Below are 19,469 nucleotides of genomic sequence, written 5' to 3' on the forward strand. Positions count from 1 at the left end.
CACCAATGCGGTGGAGGCTGTGCATCGCCAGTTCCGCAAGCTGACCAAGACCAAGGGCGGCTTTGCCAGTGAGAACGCCTTACTGAAGCTGCTCTATGCCGGTATACTCAAGGCATCCGAGCGCTGGACCCACCCCGTTCAGAACTGGAACCTGACGCTGTCACAGATGGCCATCCACTTCCCCGAGCGCCTGGACGAATACATCAGTCTGTGACGCTGCTGTCGGTGACACAGAGTTTTGAACACCCTCTCTTGGCGCCGGATTGGTCAGTTGCTCAAGCAACTCTTGTTGTTCTCATTCCGGTCAAACATCCTGTCTGCGGAGGAAATACCATTCTCCAAAAAAATCAGTTTGCCTGGCTACGCACATCTTGTTGTTATTGTCTGTGGAGCAGATATTGTTTTTATTATGGTTTTTGATTTTTATTGTTGTTGTGCCAGATATAAAGCAGATGCCGTGCCAACTTTTACGTTTTCTTTTAAAACAATGGGTTAGGTGTTTTTGGAGGGGGAGGGGCAGCGAGTGGGCTGGGTAACGTTACCGATCAACCCGGTAAAGTGTTACCCGAAGGCGGTGGGCAGGTAACACATTCAGGGGTGGCAGGCGGGTAACAGGTAACAATCATGGATATGTGGGAGCACGTCGCGTTGTCTCTAAGCGGAATAGTCAGGACTGACTGGCCTTTTTCCGAGGAATGCCCAGCCGCTGGCGCCGTTCCCACAAACATTTCCGGCTGATGCCGAGCTTGTGTGCCAGCTCGGTTTCGGTCATGTGCTCCTGGTGTTCGAGCACGAAGTGCTGAAAGTAGTCTTCCAGCGACAGGTCCTCGGTGGGTTCCTGGCTGGGTGTCGGCTCATTGCGGCTCATGGTCTCCAGCGCGCTGGTAGCCTGTGAGGTACGTTCAAAATCCAGATCCAGTTCAATGCCCAGCAGGTCAGTGGAAATATCGCTGTCATCACAGAGTATGGCTGCGCGCTCGATAGCATTCTCCAGTTCCCGTACATTGCCAGGCCAGGTGTAGTGGCGGATCGCCTCGGCTGCTTCGGCAGTAAAATGCAAAGGTTCGCTGTGCATGTTGCGCGCTGCCCGGGCCAGGAGGGCCTGGGCAATCAGCATCACATCTTCACCACGTTCGCGGAGTGGGGGCAGACGCAGTTCGATAACATTCAGTCGATAGAACAGATCTTCACGGAACAGCCCCTGGCGGGCCATGGCTTTCAGGTTGCGGTGGGTGGCAGCCACCAGGCGCACGTCCACCTTGTTGGATTGCACAGACCCGACCCGGCGAATTTCGCCCTCCTGCAGGACGCGCAATAGTCGCGCCTGAGCTTCCAGTGGCAGCTCCCCGATTTCGTCCAGGAACAGGGTGCCGCCATGCGCGGCTTCCACCAGGCCGGTCCGTCCGGCTGTCGCGCCGGTAAATGCCCCTTTCTCATGGCCGAAGAGTTCCGACTCAATCAGGGTTTCCGGAATGGCTGCACAGTTGACCGAGATCATCGGTGCGCTGGCGCGCCGCGATTGTTCATGCAAGGCGCGCGCGACCAATTCCTTGCCAGTGCCGGATTCGCCCTGGATCAGGACGGTGGAGTCGGTCGGGGCCACCTTGCGAATACGCTTGAACAGCGTTTGCATCGGCGGGCAAGAGCCGATAATGCCCATGTCGTTGGCGCTGTCATCGGTTTTGCTCGCAGCGGCGGGTGCGGGGCTGACAGTATCGGGTTGACCTTGTCGGGCCAGGCGCTCGGCTCGCTGTTGCAGGATGCGCGCCACGGTATCAAGCATCTCTTCATGATCGAAGGGCTTGGCTATGTAGTCCACTGCGCCCAGCTTCATGGAATCCACTGCCGAACGCAGGCTGGCATAGCTGGTCATGATCAGTACCGGGGTGTTGCTGGCTTTGCGGATCAGTTCGGTACCGGGTTCGCCGGGCAGGCGCAAGTCACTGATGATCAGGTCAAAGTCATCCAGGTTGAAGGCTGCTTCGGCCTCATGCACGGCGCCCGCTTCGCTGACCTGATACTGGTTGCGTTCGAGCAGGCGGCGCAGGGCAGAGCGAATGATGACTTCATCTTCAACGACCAGAATGTGTGACATAGTTGACCTCTGTTGGGTGCCGGTCATGCCGGGGCACCGGGCATACTGGTGTAACGCGGCAGGGTAATAACGAATCGACTGCCGCGCCCGCTGGCTGGATCCGCCGGGCTCTCCACGGTGATCTGGCCATAGTGTTCTTCAATGATGGAGTAAACCAGGGCCAGGCCGAGACCGGTGCCACTACCCGGTTCCTTGGTGGTGAAGAAGGGCTCGAACAGGCGGTCGCGGATGCTCTTGTCGATACCGCTACCCTGGTCTTCCACCTTGAGTACAACCTGATGTTCGTTCTGCTCGCTGCTGATACGAATGTGGTCGCCATTCTGACTGGCATCACGGGCATTGCCCAGCAGGTTGATCAGTACCTGCACCAGGCGCTGGCTGTCACCAGCGGCCAGGTGCTCAGGATCACAGAGGTTATCATATTTGACCTCGGCGCCGCGTCGGTTGAGTGACAGCAGGTGAATCGCTTCGCTGGTGCTGGCCTGCAGGTTGACTGCTTCGTTGCTGCTGTGGTGACGGCTGCCGACATGGGCGAAGTTCACCAGTGATTGCACGATGCGGGTCACGCGCTTGGTCTGCTCGACAATCTGTTCGGCGCTTTCCAGTACTTCCGGTTGTTCGGATTCCTCGCGCAGGTTCTGCGCCAGACAGGCTATGCCGGTTATCGGGTTGCCGATTTCATGGGCAACGCCCGCTGCGAGTCGACCGATAGAGGCCAGGCGTTCCGAGTGCATCAATTCTTCTTCGAGCATCTGGTTTTCAGTCTGATCCTCGATCATCAAAACCAGTCCGCTGCTGCCCGCCTGGCCTGGTTCGTCAATGGCTGCTTTATGCAGGCTGAGCCAATGGGTCTGACTGTTGATCAACAGTTTCTGTTTATGCAGGTGAGCTGATTGATCTTCGACAAACTCCGTCAGCAAGTCATTCCAGGGCGGTGGCAGGTCGCCCAGGCGAGAGCCGATCACTTCATCGCCATCAATCCCGGTCAGCCGTTGCAGGGCCCTGTTCCACATGAGGATTTCATTGTCCTTGGCCAGCGAGCAGACGCCCATCGGCAGATCCTGCAGGGTTTGTCGGTGGTAGCGGCGCAGGGCATCGAGTTCTGCGGCAAGGCCGGTCAGGCGTGAGTGATAATCTTCCAGCCGGCTTTCGATGAAGTGGATGTCTTCGGTGACATAGCCGTGACGATCGAGTTTGAAGGGCAGAAAGGTTTCGATGATGTCCTGGGCAACAGCGGGGCCCATCAGGCCGGACAGGTTGGCTTCCAGACGATCACGCAGGCGGCGCAGGGCATATGGCCGGCGCTCGTTGAATGGCAGGCCCAGGTCGCGCAGGGCCTGTTCGACTTCCTTCTGCGCGGTCACATTGCCCAAGGGTTTGGCCAGTTGCTGGGCAAATTCCTGTGGTGAGTGCGCGAGCAGTTCCATGCGTTGCGGGCGGCTGACGTTATCCACTGAACAGGCTTCGGCGGCGCTGATTTCCTCGGCACTGCGCTGGGTAAATACCGAGACCAGTGCGAACACCAGAATGTTGACCGCCAGTGAAGCGATGGCTGCCAGATGCCAGGTATCCGGGTTGAAACGCATTTCCAGGCCGAACAGGTTGATCCCGGAGAGTTCGCTGATCAGCGGTAACAGCAGGGTCAAGGTCCAGACCAGCATACCGGCGCAAATGCCGCCGATGAAGCCGCGGCGGTTGGCTTGCGGCCAATACAGGACGGAGAGGGCGCCGGGCAGAAACTGAACCGTTGCGGTAAAGGCAGCCATGCCCAGATTGGTCAGCCCGTGTTCAGTACCGAGCAACTGATAGAAGCCGTAGCTGGCCATGATGATGGCGGCAATCAGGCTCCTTCGTGTCCATAGCAGCCAGCGATAAATATTGTTGTCGGCGCTCGGCTGGTAGATCGGTAGCACCAGATGATTGAGTGCCATGCCGGAAAGCGCCAGGGTGATCACAATGATCAGGCCGCTTGCAGCTGACAGGCCGCCGACAAAGGCCAGCAGGCTCAGCCAATCGGCACCTCCGGTCATCCCCAGACCCAGGGTGTAATACTCGGGATCCGTTGCCACGTTCAGGTGCAGGCCGGCCCAGAGAATGGGCGGGATGGCCAGGCTCATCAGCAGCAGAAACAGCGGTAGTCCCCAACTGGCGGTGCCGAGCGCGCGCTTGTTGAGGTTTTCGGTAAAGGCCATGTGGTACATGTGCGGCATGACAATGGCGGCGGCAAAAAATACCAGCAGCAGGGTACGCCAGGGACCTTCCTGCAGCGGAGAATGCAGGGTTTGCAGCGCTTCCTGGTTGTTGTTCAGCCAGTTCTCCAGGCCACTGGGTCCATCGAATACCACGAAAATCGCGTAGAGTCCGACCGCCCCGATGGCAATCAGCTTGACGATGGACTCGAAGGCGATGGCCACCACGAGACCTTCATGCTTTTCCCGATTGGAGATATGCCGGGCACCAAAAAGGATGGCGAACAGGGTGATCAGTACGCAGAAACCAAAGGCAACCTGCTGCTCATTGTTGCTGTGGGTAAGGATCTGCACCGTATCCGCGACGGCCTGAATCTGCAGGGCCAACAAGGGCAAGACGCCGATCAGCATGAACAGGGTGGTCAGGGTGCCGGCCAGCGTGCTGCGGAAGCGAAAGGCAAACAAGTCGGCCAGCGAGGATAGCTGGTAGGTACGGGTGATGCGCAAAATAGGTTGCAACAGCACCGGCGCGAGCAGGAAAGCACCGCTGATGCCCAGGTAGTAACTGAGAAAGCCATAGCCGTATTCATAGGCCAGTCCGACGGTACCGTAGAAGGCCCAGGCGCTGGCATAAACACCCAGAGACAGGGTGTAGACCAGCGGGTGGCGGAGCAGCGCCTGTGGCAGCAGCCCGCGCTCGGTTATCCAGGCCACCCCGAACAGGGTCAGCAGGTAGGCGATGCTGATCAGCAGCAGCTGACTGAGATCAAAGCTCGTCGGCATCTTTCGGACTCTGCAGCAACATGCCGGCAATCACCAGGATCAGCCACAATACATAGGGGCGATACCAGGCGTCATTGGGTTGAATCCACCAGTCCATGATGGCAGGAGAAAACAGGTAAATGCCGATCACCAGCAGCAGTACCAGGCGGTATATATACATGCGGTTCTCGTTTGACTGCGAACAGTTTCCACAGCAGGGTCATTGGGGTAAACGACGATGGTAAACAGGCCAGCCTCCGTTGCCAAGCTCAGCGACGGGTCGTGTACATTTCGTTGAACTGCGGGGCGGCCGGTAAGTGTTGTGGTTGCCAATTGGCAATGGCCCAGTCAAGCAGTTCACTGATCGGGGCTCGGGCCAACTCGGCGGGTGGTTGCTGAGCCAGTGTGTGCAAGGCACGAAATAGCGTGGCTGGTGCCTGGTCAGCTGCAATCGGAGTCGCCCCCAGGCGCTTGCTCAGCTTGTCACCATCGGCTTGCAGCAGCAGGGGAATGTGCAGGTAGCGCGGCACGGGCGCCTTCAGCAGGTGGTAAAGCCAGATTTGTCTGGGAGTCGAGTCAAGCAAATCGGCGCCGCGCACAATATCGGTAATACCCTGCGCAACATCATCGATGACAACGGCCAGTTGGTAGGCAATGATGCCGTCGCGTCGGCGCACGACAAAATCACCCGGGTCAGTGCTGAGGCGTACCTGCAGCGTTTGCTGCAGGCGGTCGGTTGCGCTGATCAGACGGTCGTCCACCCGGACGCGGATGGCGTGACCGGGGTCCGGGGCCAGCTGACGTTGCCGGCAGGTGCCCGGATACACGCCAGCAAAGGCCTTGAGGTCCTGACGCGAGCAGTCACAGAAGAAGGCCAGGTCGCGTTGAAGCCAATCGTCCAGCACGGCCTGATACTGCTCCAGGCGTTGAGATTGCCAGATAACGGTGTTGTCCCAGTGCAGGCCAAAGGCATCCAGAGTCTGCAATATATGCTGATCTGCGCCAGGCTGGTTGCGCGGGGTGTCGAGGTCTTCGATGCGCAGCAGCCATTGGCCGTTGTTCTGACGTGCGTCCAGATAACTGGCCAGCGCGGCCAACAGGGAGCCGAAATGCAGGTGACCACTGGGGGTCGGGGCGAAACGACCGATGTAGCCGTTGACGGATGCAGGCATGGGAGACCGGGGGAGAGGCAAACCGGGCAGGCCGTCTGGCAAGAGAGGGCTGCCCGGTAATGCCGGCAGCGATCAGCTGCCGGTCTGGCGTTCCTTGATTTCGGCCAGCGTCTTGCAATCGATGCACAGGGTCGCGGTTGGCCGGGCTTCGAGACGACGAATACCGATCTCGATGCCACAAGAGTCACAGAAACCGTAGTCCTCGTCCTCGATGCGTTGCAGCGTCTGGTCAATTTTCTTGATCAGTTTGCGCTCGCGATCACGGGTACGCAGCTCCAGGCTGAATTCTTCTTCCTGGCTGGCACGGTCCGCCGGATCGGGGAAGTTGGCGGCATCGTCTTTCATGTGGTGTACGGTGCGGTCAACTTCTTCCATCAATTCCCGCTTCCAGCCGTTGAGGATCTCGGTGAAATGCATGAGCTGACGCTCATTCATGTACTCCTCACCCTTGGCTTCCTTGTAGGGCACGAAACCACGGATCAACATGGAGTTTTTTTCTTTGGCATTGCTGGGCATGAGAACCCCTCACTATTCGCTAAAGTCCTGTGTCAGGCCGAATTTTCGGGCCTGAGAGCTGCTGCCATGGGCTGCAAGCGGGCAAAACTACCAGAACCTTTGCCCCGATGCTACTTTTTGCTGCCAGCCGGTCGAGTATCCTGACTGGATTCTGCAGTATAGCCCGGTATCATCGGGATTTTTGCCACGGGAGTCTTTGCATGAGTCAGTGGGCCCGGCGCATGACGGATATACAGCCGTTTCACGTGATGGCGGTTCTGGCACGGGCGCGTGCACTTGAGGCGGGTGGTGCAGACGTGATTCATATGGAAATCGGCGAGCCCGATTTTGCCACCCCCGCGCCGATAGTCGCGGCCGGGCAGCGCGCTCTGGCGGATGGCCTGACCGGCTATACCCCGGCTCTTGGGCTGCCGGCCTTGCGCGAAGCAGTGGCCGACCTCTATGCCCGCCGGCATGGCTTGCAGATTGACCCGTCGCGCATTGTGATTACGCCGGGTGGGTCAGCAGCCTTGCTGTTGATCAGTGCGCTGTTGATCAATCCGGGGGAGAAAGTGCTGATGGCCGATCCTGCTTATCCCTGCAATCGCCATTTTCTGCGCCTGGTCGAAGGTCACGCCGGGCTGATTCCAACCAGCGCCGCCAGTGCTTATCAGTTGACGCCGGAGCTGGTGCGCGCGCACTGGGACAGCGATTGCCGCGCCGTGATGGCTGCATCGCCGAGTAACCCGACCGGCACCTTGCTGTCGCGCGATGCATTGAAGCAATTGGCCGATACTACCCGGCGACTGGGTGGTCAACTGATTGTGGATGAGATCTATCATGGCCTGACCTATGCCGAGCCGGCCGCCTCGGTACTGGAAGTGGCCGACGATGCCTTCGTGCTCAATAGCTTTTCCAAGTATTTTGGCATGACCGGCTGGCGGCTGGGCTGGCTGGTGGCACCCGAAGCGGCGGTGCCGGAGCTGGAAAAGCTGGCGCAGAACTTGTACATCTGTGCGCCGAGCATGGCCCAGGTCGCCGGCCTGGCAGCGCTGCAGACAGAAACTCTGGCGATCTGCGAGCAGCGTCGCGAGGCCTTCCAGTTGCGCCGTGATCTGCTTTTGCCCGGCCTGCGTGACCTGGGCTTTGAGGTGCCGGTAACCCCTCAGGGTGCTTTCTACATCTATGCCAGCATCAATCGGCTGGGGGGTGACAGCCAAGCGCTCTGCCAGCACCTGATCGAGACACAGCATGTGGCGCTGACACCGGGACTGGATTTTGGTCAGCATCAGGCTGATCAGCATGTGCGATTTGCCTACACCACCAACCGCCAGCGTCTGGAACAGGCGCTGGAACGTTTGCGGCAGGGTTTGCGCAGTTGGTCAGCATGTTGATTCCTTTTGACCCGCCGTTACAGGCTGGCATCCTGCTGCGCCGTTACAAACGTTTCCTTGCCGATATCCGTCTCGAGGATGGCCGGGAAGTGACTCTGCATTGCCCTAATACCGGCTCCATGCGCAACTGCGGTGAGCCGGGCAGTCGGGTCTGGGTCAGCCTGCAGCACAAGCCGGGGCGTAAATTGCCAGGCACCTGGGAGTTGGTTGAAGTGTCACGGGGAGAGCTGGCCTGTATTCACAGTGCACGGGCCAACAAGGTGGTCGCTGCTGCTTTGCAGGCCGGGCTGATAACGCCTCTGGCCGCTTACCGGGAGCAACGTGCTGAAGTAAAGCTGCCTGGCGGTAGCAGCCGCTTTGATTTTCTGCTCAGCGATCCGGGGCAGTGCGTGGTCGAAGTGAAAAGCGTCACTCTGGCACTGGATGATGGCGTCGGTGCCTTTCCGGACGCAGTCAGCCTGCGTGGTCAGAAACATCTGCGGGAGCTCATGGATGTGGTCGCCGGTGGCCAACGCGCGTGCTTGCTGTTTTGTGTCATGCATAGCGGGATTGATCGGGTGCGCCCGGCTGATGAGATTGATCCGGTGTATGGGCAGTGCCTGCGTGACGCTGTAGCGGCCGGTGTCGAAGTGCTGGCCTGGTCGGTTCGTCCAGAGCCTGAAGGATTGCGCGTGAGGGGGCAGTTGCCGGTAGAGCTGTAATCAGTCCAGCCAGACCTGGCCATCGCGAATATTGCAGGCGACCTGTTGCAGATACTCGCCGCTGCAGGGCCCGGAGACACACTCACCGCTATCCGGCAAAAACAGTGCACCGTGGGTGGCGCACTGGATCAGCCGTCCGGAATTGTCGAGGAAACTATCCGGGGTCCATTCCAGAGGAATACCCCGATGTGGGCAGCGGTTTTCATAGACAAAAATCTGCTGCCCCTGACGGATGGCAAACAGTGATCGGCCCTGAAACAGGAAGCCCTTGCTGCCGGGATCACCGAGATCATCAAGGCGACAGAGGGCGATGGGTGGGGTGGGGGATTCAGCAGTCATCTGCTGATTATCCCCGCCCCCGAGCCCCTTTACCAGACGTCGAGCTCAGAACTCCCAGGCAAGGTTGACCGCAGCATGCCGCCCTGGTTGGCTGAATCGTGCCAGACCAGGGGTGCCTGCCGGCTGGCCACTGACATCGCTCCAGTGCCAGTATTGTCTGTCGGTCAGGTTGAATACGCCGGCATTGATGACCATGGAATCAGTCATTTGCCAGTAGCCGGTCAGGTCGAGGATTCCATACCCATGTGTCCTGAACGAGTCGCCTCCGGCCTGGCTGGCGTCAATGCGTGACTTGGCGGCTACTGCGGTAAGGATAAGCTCAGTACCATAACGACCGTTGGGCTGGTCATAACCGAGAGCAATCACTGCTTTCAGCGGGTCGATGCTGTTGAGTGGCTGGCCACTGGTATCGTCTTTGCCGCGGGCCCAGGCGAGACTGGCACGCGAACGACTACCCAAAGGCAGGCCAATATGATCGAGATAGAGTTCGCCACGTGCTTCGGCCCCGTAAATGGTGACCTTGTCCAGATTGATATTCTGAAACTCGCCGAACGGGAAGCCCGGCGCGCTTGAGGGCCGATTTTGCTGCTCGATAAAGTCATCGTAGCGATTATGGTATGCGGCCAGGCCAAAACTGCCCTGAGCGTATTCACCACGCAGTCCCAATTCATAGCTGTCACTGGTTTCGGCCTTCAGATCGGGGTTGGCAATAGAACGGTATCTTCCCGGATTCTCGAACTCTCCGAAAATGCTGACCGGCTGCGGTGCACGGAAACCGGCGGCATATTGTGCGTATAGCTGGTGGGCATCATCGAGTGCGAAAACGATGCCGAGTTTGGGCGACAACGCCGAATCCCGGTAAGTGGGTGGGTTCGGGTTGGTTGCAGCGCTGTTGAGATATTCCTGGGTAGCCTTGGGGTGCATCTCGTAGCGGTCATAGCGCAGCCCCGGGATTATCGTCCAGCGACCCAGGCTGATGGTGTCTTGTGCAAACAGCGCGTATTCCTTCACGGTCGGGTCAGGGAAATCGCTGGTGGGGGCTATCGGGGTGCTGATGCCCGTCGCCAGAATGGTTTCCTGCCCCTGACGCAGATCAGCGCTTTGCAGGCGTTTGATGTCGGCACCGTAAACCAGTCGATGGTTGCTTTTACCCCAGTCAAAATCACGCTCCAGCTGGATGTTGAAGGCCCAGAGCTTCTCTTCGTAGATCGAGTCGCGGCTGCGGTAGGTTGGCTGACCGCCAACTACCCGGTTCTGGAAGGTTTGCTGGCGGCTCTGGCTGTCCTGATGACTGAGCTGCCAGCTCAGGCGATCGGCAAACCCCCGGTCCAGTGTCAGGTTGTGCTGCAGGCTGATACGTTCGCGTTCAACCAGGTCCCGGGCGTCCGAACGGCGAATGGTGGCAGTGTCGCTGTAGTCACTGAGCACCCGAGTGTCAGTGTCATCATGGAATGTTTCCCAGGTCAGTTGCAGGCGGCCCCGCTCGCTGTAATCCCAACCCAGTTTGCTCAGCAGGTTGTCCGTGGTGAAGTTGATCGGGTTGGCTTTTTCCCGCTGGCTGCCGGTGCCACCATTTCCCCCGAAACTTGCGGTCTCGTCACCGCTGCGCCGACCCAGGTGCAACAGGGCATCCCACTGGCCATGGCGACCAGCCAGGGTGGCGCTGCGCAGCCAGCTGCGGTCAGCGCTGGCATAGCCTGTTTTCAGTCGACCGTAGCTGTCATCACCCGTACCCAGGTAATCGCCGGCATCTTTGGTCAGAAAGCTGACTGCTCCGCCAATGGCGTCGCTGCCATAGAGTGAAGATGCCGGCCCGCGAATGATCTCGACCCGCTTGACCGTATCCAGGTCGACATAGTTGCGCCGCGCGCTGAGAAAACCGCCGAAGTCAAAGGCATCCGGCACGCCGATACCGTCGACCTGAGTGAGTATCCGGTTGCCCCCGATACCCCGAATGCTGAAACCGGACAAACCAAAACGGCTGCCGGTGCCGCTGACCGAAACACCGGGCTCGAAACGCACCAGGTCCTGAATATTGTTGATGTTCTCACGGTCGATTTGCTGTTCATCGGTCACGCTGACGCTGCCGGCTACATCCCCGACACGCTCTTCCTGTCGAGTGGCGGTAACGGTCAGGGTGTCGAATTGGCGTGCAGCTCCTTTCGCCGGCAGTTCGGCCAGGGCAGGCAGAGAGAGCGGCAGCGCCAGCAGAGGCCATAGCCGGGATTGGTTGAAGACGATGCGCATCATGAGCTCCTTGCGTGATTTATGAGGTTCAGGGGTTGGCAAAGCGAGGAGATTGAATAATAATCTAAGTCTAAATGCAAATGATTATTGTTTGAGCTTAAAGGATGGCCCATGATGGGGCGAATATCTTCGGGATTGGGGTGCTGGTTGGGCCTCTCGCTGGCCATGCACCTGCTGTGGGTGCTGCAGCCATCGGCCGCGCCTGAGCCAGACGTCAGCGCAACAGACAGCGGCAAGCAGTTGTTCTTGGCCTTTGCTGCTCCGGCTGCGGTGACACCTGAAGCCTTGCCTCAGGCTCCGGCACAGGAAATACCTGTGCCGGAGGCGCCCGCAGCAACGCCCAGGCAGTCGCCACCTGCCAACTCGATGACAACCGCACAGAAGCTGACACCAGAACCTGCTGCAGCGCCTGCGCCAACGAGGCCAGAGACTGCTGCGACAGAGACTGCGCAGGCACCGCAGGTGAACCGCGATCAGCCTAAAGCAACCCGGGCGATGCCCTCGCCAACGGTCGCTGCCATTGAGGCGACGCTTGTTGAGCCAGTGATAACCCGGTCGCCGAGTTATGCGCAACCACCCAGTCATCCGGCCTATCCACCTTTGGCCCGTCGCAGAGGTTGGGAAGGTGAGGTCTGGCTGGAAATAGCGGTATCCGCCAATGGCGAGAGTGACGAACCTGTCCTGCTGCGTTCATCCGGGTATCAGCTTCTGGATCAGTCGGCGTTGGCGGTAGCTCGCCAATGGCGATTTGTTCCGGAGCAACGCAATGGTCGACCGGTGCCGACCCGGGTGCAGGTTCCGGTGCACTTTGCATTGCGCTAGCCATACGGCTGGCGCGCCAATCAAGGGGAATGACATGGAAATGATGATGCAGGATACGGGCTCGCTGTTCGCGGGTCAGGACTTACTGGATGCCTGGCAGCGGCTGCGTGAGCGCCAGCCCAGGCTACGCATACGTGACGCAGCTGCACGCCTGAATGTCAGCGAAGCTGAGTTGCTGTTCGCCTCGCAGGGCGAGCGGGTGGTGCGTTTGCAGCCAAACTGGCGGTTAATGTTTGAAACCTTGCCGGCCATGGGGGAGGTCATGGCGTTGACGCGCAATGAACATTGCGTGCATGAACGGCATGGCTGCTATGACAACATCAGCTTCAGCCGTAATGGCCAGATAGGTCTGGTGGTCAACGGAGCGATAGACTTGCGACTGTTCATGCAGGGCTGGAGCAGCCTGTTTGCGGTCAGCGAGCCGCTGACTGAAGGCAAGTGGCGACGCAGTTTGCAGGTTTTTGATCGGCAGGGTAAAGCAATCCACAAGATCTTTCTGACGGACGCTTCCGATGTGTTTGTCTGGGCCCGGTTGTGTGAACAGCTCAAGGATGAAGGCTTGCCGGCACTGACGATCGAGCCGGAACCCGAGGGGGCGGTTGAGTATATGGACGCGCAGATCGACCAGGCGGCCTTGCAGGCTGACTGGGCGGCACTCAAGGATACTCACCATTTCTTCGCCATGCTTGGTCGTCATCACGTCACTCGCACCCAGGCATTACGCCTGGCTGGGCGCCGCTGGGCCGAACCGCTGGCCACCAGTGCCCTGGTGGATACCCTGCAAGGGTGCGCAGGGAGTGGCCTGGAAATCATGGTTTTCGTCGGCAACCGTGGCTGCATTCAGATTCATACCGGCGCCATTGAACGCGTAGTGCGTACTGGTGACTGGTTCAATGTGCTCGACCCGGCGTTCAATCTGCATCTGCGCGATGGAGCCATTGCCGGGTTGTGGCGCGTTCGCAAGCCGACGGCAGACGGCATTGTAACTTCGCTGGAAGCTTATGATCAGGACGGCGAGTTGATTGTGCAGCTGTTTGGGGCGCGCAAGCCGGGTATGGCGGAGCTGATCGATTGGCGGACGCTGGTAGAAAGCCATGCTGCCGCTTGAACTGCCGGACTGGTTTCTCGCCCAGGGAGCCATCGCCTGGCCGCTGCTCGCCTGCTCGGTGCTGACTATTGCTCTCTTGCTTGAGCGCAGCCTGATCCTGCTTGGCCTGCCCCGTCTGCGAGAACAGGATTGTCGCCGCGCCGCGTATCAATGCCAGCCAATGGCTGATGTACCGAACAACGGCAGTCATGCCGGCTGGCGTCATGCGGTCCGCCTGTTGCAGGCCCACGCGCAGTTGAGCAGAGCGCAGCGTGAAGAACTGCTGGGTGTCTGGTTGGCCCACCTGCAGCAACAATTGCAAAGGCGCTTGCGTCTGCTGCAGCTGATCGGGGTGTTGAGTCCGATGCTGGGCTTGCTGGGCACGGTGCTGGGTATGCTGGCCATGTTTCAGACCATTGCCGCTGATGGTGGTCCGGTAACCCCCGGGGTGCTGGCTGACGGTTTGTTCCAGGCGCTTTACAGCACTGCCTGGGGGCTCATGATTGCCTTGCCGGCGCTTGGGGGTGGCCAGGCGCTGGGGCTTTGGTGCGGCAGTTATGTCGAGCGTATGCAGCAACTGCTCAATCGCTGCCTGCTGGCGATGGATGGTTTGCAACCGGACCTGGTGACAGGGGCGGCCTCGCCCCCGGACGGGTGGGTAGCCTCGACATGATTCAGTTGCCTGAGCGGGCACCCGCCAGCAGCTTGTTGGCGGACCTGACACCATTGCTGGATGTGATTTTCATTGTGTTGGTGTTCTTCTTGCTCACCGCCCAGACCCCGCTGTTGCAGGTGCCGTTGCAGCTGCCTTCCAGCGAGGATAGCGCCTCCGCCGCGCCAGACAATACGATCCCCCGTGAGCAGTTAATGCTCTATGCCGACGGCCGCTGGCAACTGGGTGAACGCGAGTTTGCCCATTGGCGGCAACTGCGCAGCGCTGCGCCATTCAGTTCTGCGACGGCTCTTGATATTGCCGTCGAACAGGGCGCTCAGGCAGATGATCTGTTGCGTTTGTTGGCCTGGCTGAGTGCCAGGGAAATTACCGATACCCGATTGCTGATGGAGTTTGCTGATGATTAAGCCTTTGCTTGTCGCCTGTTGCTGTCTGTTGCCTGCCAGCGGGCTTCTGGCCGATAGTTCACCGCGCCTTATAAGTGCAGGCGCCAGTCTGACTGCTGTATTGCAACAATTGGAACTGGCCGATTATCTGGTGGGGGTAGACAGTACCAGTGAACCGTTATTTGCTGCCGAGGCACCAGCGGTTGTTGGTTACCAGCGACAACTGGGTAGCGAGGGTGTGTTATCACTACGCCCTCAGGTGTTGATTGGTACCGAGGAGATGGGGCCTCCAGCAGTACTGACTCAGCTGCGCCAGGCGGGTGTGGAAATTATGTTATTGTCCGCCGAGCCAAGCATGGAGGCACTGTATGACAATATTACCCGACTGGCAGAGCGCTTCGATCGGGTACCTCAGGGACAACAGTTGCGTGCTGACTTGCAGCAGCAATTGGCTGCGTTGCCGCCACGCCCGGAGACGCCGCCACAAGCGTTGTTTCTGTTAAGCCATAGCGCGGGCAGCTTGTTGGTGGCGGGGAGGCATACTGCCGGTGGCAGCCTGCTGGAATTGGGAGGAATGCATAATCCCATGGCCAGCCGCTTCAGCCAGTACCGTGCGCTATCTGCCGAGGCTTTTATTGGTATGGCTCCGCACTGGCTGGTGACCACAACGCAAAGTATCGAGTTTGCCGGTGGGTCGCAGCGCTTGTTGGCATTGCATCCAGCCTTGGCGGCGACGCCGGCTGGACGTCGGCAGCAGGTAATGGGTGTGGATGGCAAGCTGATGGTCGGTGGTTTCAGTCCGGCCATTACTGATACCTTGGGACAACTTCGCCTGGCGGCGCTGGATGGTGAGTCCCCATCGATGACTCACGCGGATTAAGGATGCATGATGGTTCTTGCCTATCGGCTATGGCCGATCATTATGGGGCTGCTCGGGCTCTTGCTGATGCTGGCCATTGTGCTGTCGCTGGCGCTGGGTGCCGTAGCCATTCACCCACTGGATACTTTGCGTGCTCTCGCCAGTCTGCTGGGGCTGGGTGATGTGGCGGCGGACACCCGACTGATCATTGAGCATATTCGCCTGCCACGCACGTTGATGGGTGTGCTGGTTGGCGCGACCCTGGCACTGACCGGAGCGGTCATGCAAGGGCTGTTTCGTAATCCGCTGGCCGACCCCGGGTTGATCGGGGTTTCCAGTGGTGCTGCTCTGGGTGCGGCGTTGGTGATCGTACTGGGCGGCTGGCTGTTCAGCGGCCTGCCGTCTGGCTGGCAACCCTATACCACAGTGCTGGGCGCATTCATTGGTGGTGTGGCGACGACCTTGCTGGTTTATCGGCTGGGACGGAACGCGCAGGGCACTTCAGTGGCCAGCATGCTGCTGGCGGGTATCGCTATTGCTGCGATCAGCGGTGCCTTTATCGGTTTGCTCAGCTACATTGCCGATGATGCCATGCTGCGGACCCTGACTTTCTGGAACATGGGCAGCCTGGGCGGTGCTACCTATGAGCGTCTGGGTATGCTGGCTTTATGTTGCGGTCTGGTCTGGTGGCGCCTGCCGCGTCAGGCGCGGGCCCTGAATGCCTTGCTGCTGGGCGAGTCGGAAGCGCGTCATCTGGGTATCAATGTCGAAAGGGTTAAGCGTGAACTGGTGCTGTTGACGGCTTTGGGTGTGGGCGCCTGCGTCGCAGCTACCGGGCTGATCGGGTTTATTGGTCTGGTCGTGCCGCACCTGGTACGCCTGATGTTGGGTGCTGACCATCGTCGAGTGATTCCGGCGGCGATGTTGTTGGGCGGAGCTCTGTTGCTGCTAGCCGATGTGGTTGCCCGCTTGGTGATTGCTCCGGCGGAGTTGCCCATCGGTATTCTCACCGCCTTGCTGGGGGCGCCCTTCTTCCTGTTGTTGTTGATGAACGCCCAGCGGCGAGGAGGCCTGTAATGTTGCGTGCCGATAATCTGGCCTGCGCTCGCGGTGGTTGCACCATTTTGCGGGATATTGATTTTACCCTGGAAGCGGGTGAGGTCGTGGCGGTACTGGGTAACAATGGTGCGGGCAAAAGCACCCTGTTGGCGACTCTGACCGGTGAGCTGAGTTCTGGTGCGGGTCAGGTCTGGCTGGGTGACCGGCCTTTGGCGTCCTGGGCTGATAACGAGCGCGCGCGTCTACTGGCTGTGTTGCCGCAGCATTCAACCCTGGCCTTTCCCTTCGTCAGTGAAGAGGTCGTTGCCATGGGCCGGCTGCCACATGGCAGTGGCTGGCAGCGTGACCACGAGATAATTGACGAGGCCATGCAGGCAGCGGATATCAGTCATCTGCGTGGTCGCAACTACCTGACGCTGTCGGGTGGTGAGCGCCAGCGGGTTCATCTGGCGCGAGTACTGGCGCAGGTCTGGCAGCAGCCGGGCGCCTGTCTGCTGCTGGACGAACCGACCGCCTCACTGGATCTGGCCCACCAACAACTGACCCTGGGACAGGCGCGTGCCTTTGCTGCCAGGGGCGGCTCGGTGCTGGTGATTCTGCATGACCTCAATCTGGCTGCCCGTTATGCTGATCGCATACTCTTGCTGCACCGTGGGACAATGGCAGCACTGGGTGAGCCCTGGTCGGTGTTGCAGGCTGAACGCATTGCCGAGGTGTTCGGTGTTCGGGTACAGGTCGAACCCCATCCGCAGCAGGATTGCCCGCTGATCATTAGCTGATGACTTGGCTTCTGGAGGTTGTATGCGCGTTATTGGGGGTTGGCTGCTATTGCTTTTCACCGTGTCCTGTCAGGCCGAATTTACTTCGTGGCAGAGCCCTCGCGGCCTTGATGCGGCGCATCTTGGGCAAGCCCTGAATACCCGCAGCGGCGAGTGGGTCAGCGCCACGACACTGGTTGCCGCGCTGGCCGATCAGCCGCATATCCTGCTGGGTGAGAAACACGACAACCCCGACCATCAGGCACTCCAGCTATGGCTGTTGCAGGCCTTGCAGCGTGAACGCGCACAAGCCAGCCTGGTGCTGGAAATGCTGCGCAGTGAACAACAGCCGCAGTTGGATCAATGGCAAGGGCAATCCCTGCCCGGGGAGAGTTTGCCGAACAAACTGGGCTGGCAGGGCTGGGACTGGGCGGCCTACGGTGAGCTGGTGCGTTGGGGGCTGACCTATCCAGAGCAGTTGCTGGCCAGCAACCTGAGTCGCAATGAGATGCATGCGGTTTACCAGGAACCGAAGCCGCTGGATGAGCAGCGTTATAACCCTGCAGCCCGAGAACAGCTGGCTCAGATCATGCAGCGCTCACACTGTGACAAGCTGCCGGCAGAGCGGATGCCAGCTATGCTTGCCATTCAGCAAGCACGCGACCAGCGTATGGCTGTTGTGCTGAGTACTGCCGAATCCCCCGGTTTGTTGGTTGCCGGGGTCTTTCATGTGCGCAAGGATATTGGTGTGCCGTTGCATTGGCCGGACGACATGGCGAAGCCGGTGGTCGTCATGCAGGTTGAAGTGGGTAGTGACTTGCCGGGTGCCGAACAAGCGGATTGGGTGTGGTTGACGCCAGCGCAGCCGGAACAGGATTATTGCGCCCAATTGCGTTGAGCTGCTGCAATGCATGGTGCGCGAGGGGGGATGGATTCCTCAGGCAAAAAAGAGCCCGCTGCAAGCAGCGGGCTTAATCCGTGATTAGCCTGATGAGGAGATAACGACTGTCGATGACAGGGCGTTATCAGAAAATACTGAAGGAGACGCTTCAGGTATTTCCAGACCGACTTGCGTCGGCCTTGTATGTAATAATAATCATTCTCATTTTTATGTCAAGCATTCGGCCGGTTTTTTTAACTTGCCTTCTGCTTCAGTTGCGTCAGCTCCTTGTTCATCAGGTCGATACGTCGGGCCATGCTCTCGATCAGACTATGTGCAATCCGGGGATTGCTCTGCATCAGTGCAAGAAACTGTTCTTTCGGAATCATCATTACTGTGGTGGGGGCGCTGGCAATGACCGTGGCTGAGCGTTTCTCGCGGGTGAATAGCGCCATGGCACCGAAAATCTCGTCTTTCTGTACGTCGCCCACCTTGATATTTTCAACAAAAGCTTCAGCGTGCCCTTCGGTGATGATGAATACATGATCGGCTTCGTCACCCTGCCGAATCAGTTCGGCACCGGCATCAAAGTGCTGGAAGCCGGTAACCGGACGCACTTCAACCGGCTTGTTGCGCGCCAGTGCATCCGACATCAGTGCCGCCTGGCCGAGGATGTACTGAGTAAAGAGCTCCTGGCGTTGGCTATTGGTGTGAATATGTTTGAACAGGCTGTCGCGCTCGTAGGGTACCAACACCAATGGCTCTTCGCTGAGGTAGGTGCAAGGAGCGGCATTGAGACCCTGGCGCAAGCCGATGAGATCGCCTTCTTGCAGGTAGAACAAGGGTTTGCCGTCAATCAGCGCATGCAGCAGGCCGCTTTTCAACAGGTACAGGTGACGCTGACCGATATGCTGATAGAGGTCATCAACGGGTCCCAGCTCTACCTCATCGCCACAAGGCTCCAGCCCGTCAAGCAGGCGTTCCGGGATGGACTGCAGGGTATTGATAAGTTTTTCCGCGTAGGCGGGTTGGTCACCGATCAGGTACATGGGGCGAATTCCTTTTGTTCGATCCGGGGCAATCAGCAGGGCACAGGTATGACGGCAGCCGCAGTTGTTTCTCTCAACATATAGTGCGCGAGGGAAACTGGCAACAGAAGCGCACGTCCAACCGTCGTGACCTTTGGCCTTCAGCGTTGGATTCGCTGTGGCTGGCCGCTCTCAGCCAGCTCCAGCTGCTGTAACAGGCGCGACTTGTAGTCGGCATCCAGATCGTTCCAGTGCACATTCTGCAGGGCACCGGCTATCGCAAACAGCAGCGCTCGCGAGGCGCGAAAACCCCGATTGCGAACGTGCAGATACGCACCTACCGGTCCGAGCTGGCGCAGTTGGTCAGCATTATGGATGCCGCTGGCGTGGAGCCATTGGGCGGACGTCTTGCCCAGGTTGCGCAGGGTCAGCAATTCATCCTGGTTCATTGCCACCCCGCAGTGCGCAGGGGGACAAACAGCGCGACTGGCTGCCAAAAAAATAGTGTATGCATGATCTCGGG

Annotated in this window: 19 protein-coding genes and 1 pseudogene; 11 read left to right on the plus strand and 9 right to left on the minus strand. The window is 59.1% G+C overall.

What is annotated here, in order from left to right:
• Positions 1-214 (plus strand): annotated as a pseudogene (locus tag BLU07_RS17790) (IS256 family transposase); the annotation flags it as partial.
• 453 nt (positions 215-667) lie between these two features.
• Here BLU07_RS17790 and BLU07_RS00010 read toward each other — a convergent pair.
• The 5 genes from BLU07_RS00010 to dksA all read right to left on the minus strand — a co-directional run bounded on the left by BLU07_RS00010 (position 668) and on the right by dksA (position 6,734).
• Positions 668-2,095, minus strand: coding sequence for a sigma-54-dependent transcriptional regulator (locus tag BLU07_RS00010; protein WP_092382936.1), 1,428 nt, complete (start codon positions 2,093-2,095; stop codon positions 668-670).
• A gap of 23 nt (positions 2,096-2,118) precedes the next feature.
• Positions 2,119-5,067, minus strand: a complete 2,949-nt coding sequence (locus BLU07_RS00015; protein ID WP_092382938.1) for a sensor histidine kinase — start codon at positions 5,065-5,067, stop codon at positions 2,119-2,121.
• A complete protein-coding gene (locus BLU07_RS00020; protein WP_092382940.1) occupies positions 5,051-5,227 on the minus strand; it encodes an Asp23/Gls24 family envelope stress response protein in 177 nt (58 codons plus the stop codon). The genes BLU07_RS00015 and BLU07_RS00020 overlap by 17 nt, the downstream gene beginning before the upstream one ends.
• 88 nt (positions 5,228-5,315) lie before the next feature.
• Positions 5,316-6,218: a tRNA glutamyl-Q(34) synthetase GluQRS gene (gene gluQRS, locus BLU07_RS00025; RefSeq protein ID WP_092382942.1), complete on the minus strand. Its 903-nt coding sequence runs from the start codon at positions 6,216-6,218 to the stop codon at positions 5,316-5,318.
• Between the two features lie 72 nt (positions 6,219-6,290).
• Positions 6,291-6,734, minus strand: a complete 444-nt coding sequence (gene dksA, locus BLU07_RS00030) for an RNA polymerase-binding protein DksA (protein WP_092382944.1) — start codon at positions 6,732-6,734, stop codon at positions 6,291-6,293.
• A gap of 200 nt (positions 6,735-6,934) precedes the next feature.
• Between dksA and BLU07_RS00035 the strand changes: the two genes are divergently transcribed.
• Together BLU07_RS00035 and sfsA are read left to right on the plus strand one after the other, a co-directional pair.
• The gene (locus BLU07_RS00035) at positions 6,935-8,107 is read left to right on the plus strand and encodes a pyridoxal phosphate-dependent aminotransferase (protein ID WP_092382946.1); all 1,173 of its coding nucleotides are present in this window, start codon (positions 6,935-6,937) and stop codon (positions 8,105-8,107) included.
• Complete coding sequence (sfsA, locus tag BLU07_RS00040; protein ID WP_092389462.1) at positions 8,107-8,808, plus strand: DNA/RNA nuclease SfsA; 702 nt, start codon at positions 8,107-8,109, stop codon at positions 8,806-8,808. The genes BLU07_RS00035 and sfsA overlap by 1 nt, the downstream gene beginning before the upstream one ends.
• Here sfsA and BLU07_RS00045 read toward each other — a convergent pair whose 3' ends face one another.
• The gene (locus BLU07_RS00045; protein ID WP_092382948.1) at positions 8,809-9,147 is read right to left on the minus strand and encodes a Rieske (2Fe-2S) protein; all 339 of its coding nucleotides are present in this window, start codon (positions 9,145-9,147) and stop codon (positions 8,809-8,811) included.
• A gap of 45 nt (positions 9,148-9,192) precedes the next feature.
• Positions 9,193-11,397 (minus strand): TonB-dependent hemoglobin/transferrin/lactoferrin family receptor, encoded by a 2,205-nt coding sequence (locus BLU07_RS00050; protein WP_231701660.1) that lies wholly within the window; start codon positions 11,395-11,397, stop codon positions 9,193-9,195.
• Positions 11,398-11,505: 108 nt separating this feature from the next.
• On the opposite strand from BLU07_RS00050, the gene BLU07_RS00055 reads away from it, so the two are divergent.
• The 8 genes from BLU07_RS00055 to BLU07_RS00090 are packed head-to-tail and all read left to right on the plus strand — an operon-like array spanning position 11,506 to position 17,936.
• The gene (locus BLU07_RS00055; RefSeq protein ID WP_092382953.1) at positions 11,506-12,216 is read left to right on the plus strand and encodes an energy transducer TonB; all 711 of its coding nucleotides are present in this window, start codon (positions 11,506-11,508) and stop codon (positions 12,214-12,216) included.
• 46 nt (positions 12,217-12,262) lie between these two features.
• On the plus strand, positions 12,263-13,324 hold the full coding sequence (locus BLU07_RS00060) for a hemin-degrading factor (RefSeq protein ID WP_092389464.1): 1,062 nt from the start codon (positions 12,263-12,265) through the stop codon (positions 13,322-13,324).
• The gene (locus tag BLU07_RS00065; RefSeq protein WP_092382955.1) at positions 13,311-13,976 is read left to right on the plus strand and encodes a MotA/TolQ/ExbB proton channel family protein; all 666 of its coding nucleotides are present in this window, start codon (positions 13,311-13,313) and stop codon (positions 13,974-13,976) included. The genes BLU07_RS00060 and BLU07_RS00065 overlap by 14 nt, the downstream gene beginning before the upstream one ends.
• A complete protein-coding gene (locus tag BLU07_RS00070; RefSeq protein WP_092382957.1) occupies positions 13,973-14,383 on the plus strand; it encodes an ExbD/TolR family protein in 411 nt (136 codons plus the stop codon). The genes BLU07_RS00065 and BLU07_RS00070 overlap by 4 nt, the downstream gene beginning before the upstream one ends.
• Positions 14,376-15,242 carry a heme/hemin ABC transporter substrate-binding protein gene (locus tag BLU07_RS00075; RefSeq protein WP_092382959.1) on the plus strand — a complete coding sequence of 289 codons (867 nt, stop codon included), beginning with the start codon at positions 14,376-14,378 and terminating at the stop codon, positions 15,240-15,242. Before BLU07_RS00070 ends, BLU07_RS00075 begins: the two co-directional genes overlap by 8 nt.
• Positions 15,243-15,251: 9 nt before the next feature.
• The gene (locus BLU07_RS00080) at positions 15,252-16,298 is read left to right on the plus strand and encodes a FecCD family ABC transporter permease (RefSeq protein ID WP_092382961.1); all 1,047 of its coding nucleotides are present in this window, start codon (positions 15,252-15,254) and stop codon (positions 16,296-16,298) included.
• Complete coding sequence (locus BLU07_RS00085; protein ID WP_092382963.1) at positions 16,298-17,059, plus strand: heme ABC transporter ATP-binding protein; 762 nt, start codon at positions 16,298-16,300, stop codon at positions 17,057-17,059. The genes BLU07_RS00080 and BLU07_RS00085 overlap by 1 nt, the downstream gene beginning before the upstream one ends.
• Positions 17,060-17,081: 22 nt before the next feature.
• Positions 17,082-17,936, plus strand: a complete 855-nt coding sequence (locus BLU07_RS00090) for a ChaN family lipoprotein (RefSeq protein WP_092382965.1) — start codon at positions 17,082-17,084, stop codon at positions 17,934-17,936.
• Between the two features lie 236 nt (positions 17,937-18,172).
• On the opposite strand, the gene BLU07_RS00095 is transcribed toward BLU07_RS00090, so the two are convergent.
• Positions 18,173-18,967 carry a Crp/Fnr family transcriptional regulator gene (locus BLU07_RS00095; protein ID WP_092382967.1) on the minus strand — a complete coding sequence of 265 codons (795 nt, stop codon included), beginning with the start codon at positions 18,965-18,967 and terminating at the stop codon, positions 18,173-18,175.
• 140 nt (positions 18,968-19,107) lie between these two features.
• Positions 19,108-19,395, minus strand: a complete 288-nt coding sequence (locus BLU07_RS00100; RefSeq protein WP_092382969.1) for a TfoX/Sxy family protein — start codon at positions 19,393-19,395, stop codon at positions 19,108-19,110.
• Positions 19,396-19,469 lie beyond the last annotated feature (74 nt).

This window comes from Halopseudomonas salegens (assembly GCF_900105655.1).
Taxonomy (GTDB): Bacteria; Pseudomonadota; Gammaproteobacteria; order Pseudomonadales; family Pseudomonadaceae; genus Halopseudomonas; species Halopseudomonas salegens.

Excerpts from the sequence above, each read along its gene's own strand:
- BLU07_RS00010 (WP_092382936.1), bottom strand. The coding sequence starts at position 2,095 with ATGTCACACATTCTGGTCGTTGAAGATGAAGTCATCATTCGCTCTGCC.
- BLU07_RS00015 (WP_092382938.1), bottom strand. The coding sequence starts at position 5,067 with ATGCCGACGAGCTTTGATCTCAGTCAGCTGCTGCTGATCAGCATCGCC.
- BLU07_RS00020 (WP_092382940.1), bottom strand. The coding sequence starts at position 5,227 with ATGTATATATACCGCCTGGTACTGCTGCTGGTGATCGGCATTTACCTG.
- gluQRS (WP_092382942.1), bottom strand. The coding sequence starts at position 6,218 with ATGCCTGCATCCGTCAACGGCTACATCGGTCGTTTCGCCCCGACCCCC.
- dksA (WP_092382944.1), bottom strand. The coding sequence starts at position 6,734 with ATGCCCAGCAATGCCAAAGAAAAAAACTCCATGTTGATCCGTGGTTTC.
- BLU07_RS00035 (WP_092382946.1), top strand. The coding sequence starts at position 6,935 with ATGAGTCAGTGGGCCCGGCGCATGACGGATATACAGCCGTTTCACGTG.
- BLU07_RS00045 (WP_092382948.1), bottom strand. The coding sequence starts at position 9,147 with ATGACTGCTGAATCCCCCACCCCACCCATCGCCCTCTGTCGCCTTGAT.
- BLU07_RS00050 (WP_231701660.1), bottom strand. The coding sequence starts at position 11,397 with ATGATGCGCATCGTCTTCAACCAATCCCGGCTATGGCCTCTGCTGGCG.
- BLU07_RS00055 (WP_092382953.1), top strand. The coding sequence starts at position 11,506 with ATGATGGGGCGAATATCTTCGGGATTGGGGTGCTGGTTGGGCCTCTCG.
- BLU07_RS00060 (WP_092389464.1), top strand. The coding sequence starts at position 12,263 with ATGCAGGATACGGGCTCGCTGTTCGCGGGTCAGGACTTACTGGATGCC.
- BLU07_RS00065 (WP_092382955.1), top strand. The coding sequence starts at position 13,311 with ATGCTGCCGCTTGAACTGCCGGACTGGTTTCTCGCCCAGGGAGCCATC.
- BLU07_RS00070 (WP_092382957.1), top strand. The coding sequence starts at position 13,973 with ATGATTCAGTTGCCTGAGCGGGCACCCGCCAGCAGCTTGTTGGCGGAC.
- BLU07_RS00075 (WP_092382959.1), top strand. The coding sequence starts at position 14,376 with ATGATTAAGCCTTTGCTTGTCGCCTGTTGCTGTCTGTTGCCTGCCAGC.
- BLU07_RS00080 (WP_092382961.1), top strand. The coding sequence starts at position 15,252 with ATGGTTCTTGCCTATCGGCTATGGCCGATCATTATGGGGCTGCTCGGG.
- BLU07_RS00085 (WP_092382963.1), top strand. The coding sequence starts at position 16,298 with ATGTTGCGTGCCGATAATCTGGCCTGCGCTCGCGGTGGTTGCACCATT.
- BLU07_RS00090 (WP_092382965.1), top strand. The coding sequence starts at position 17,082 with ATGCGCGTTATTGGGGGTTGGCTGCTATTGCTTTTCACCGTGTCCTGT.
- BLU07_RS00095 (WP_092382967.1), bottom strand. The coding sequence starts at position 18,967 with ATGTACCTGATCGGTGACCAACCCGCCTACGCGGAAAAACTTATCAAT.
- BLU07_RS00100 (WP_092382969.1), bottom strand. The coding sequence starts at position 19,395 with ATGAACCAGGATGAATTGCTGACCCTGCGCAACCTGGGCAAGACGTCC.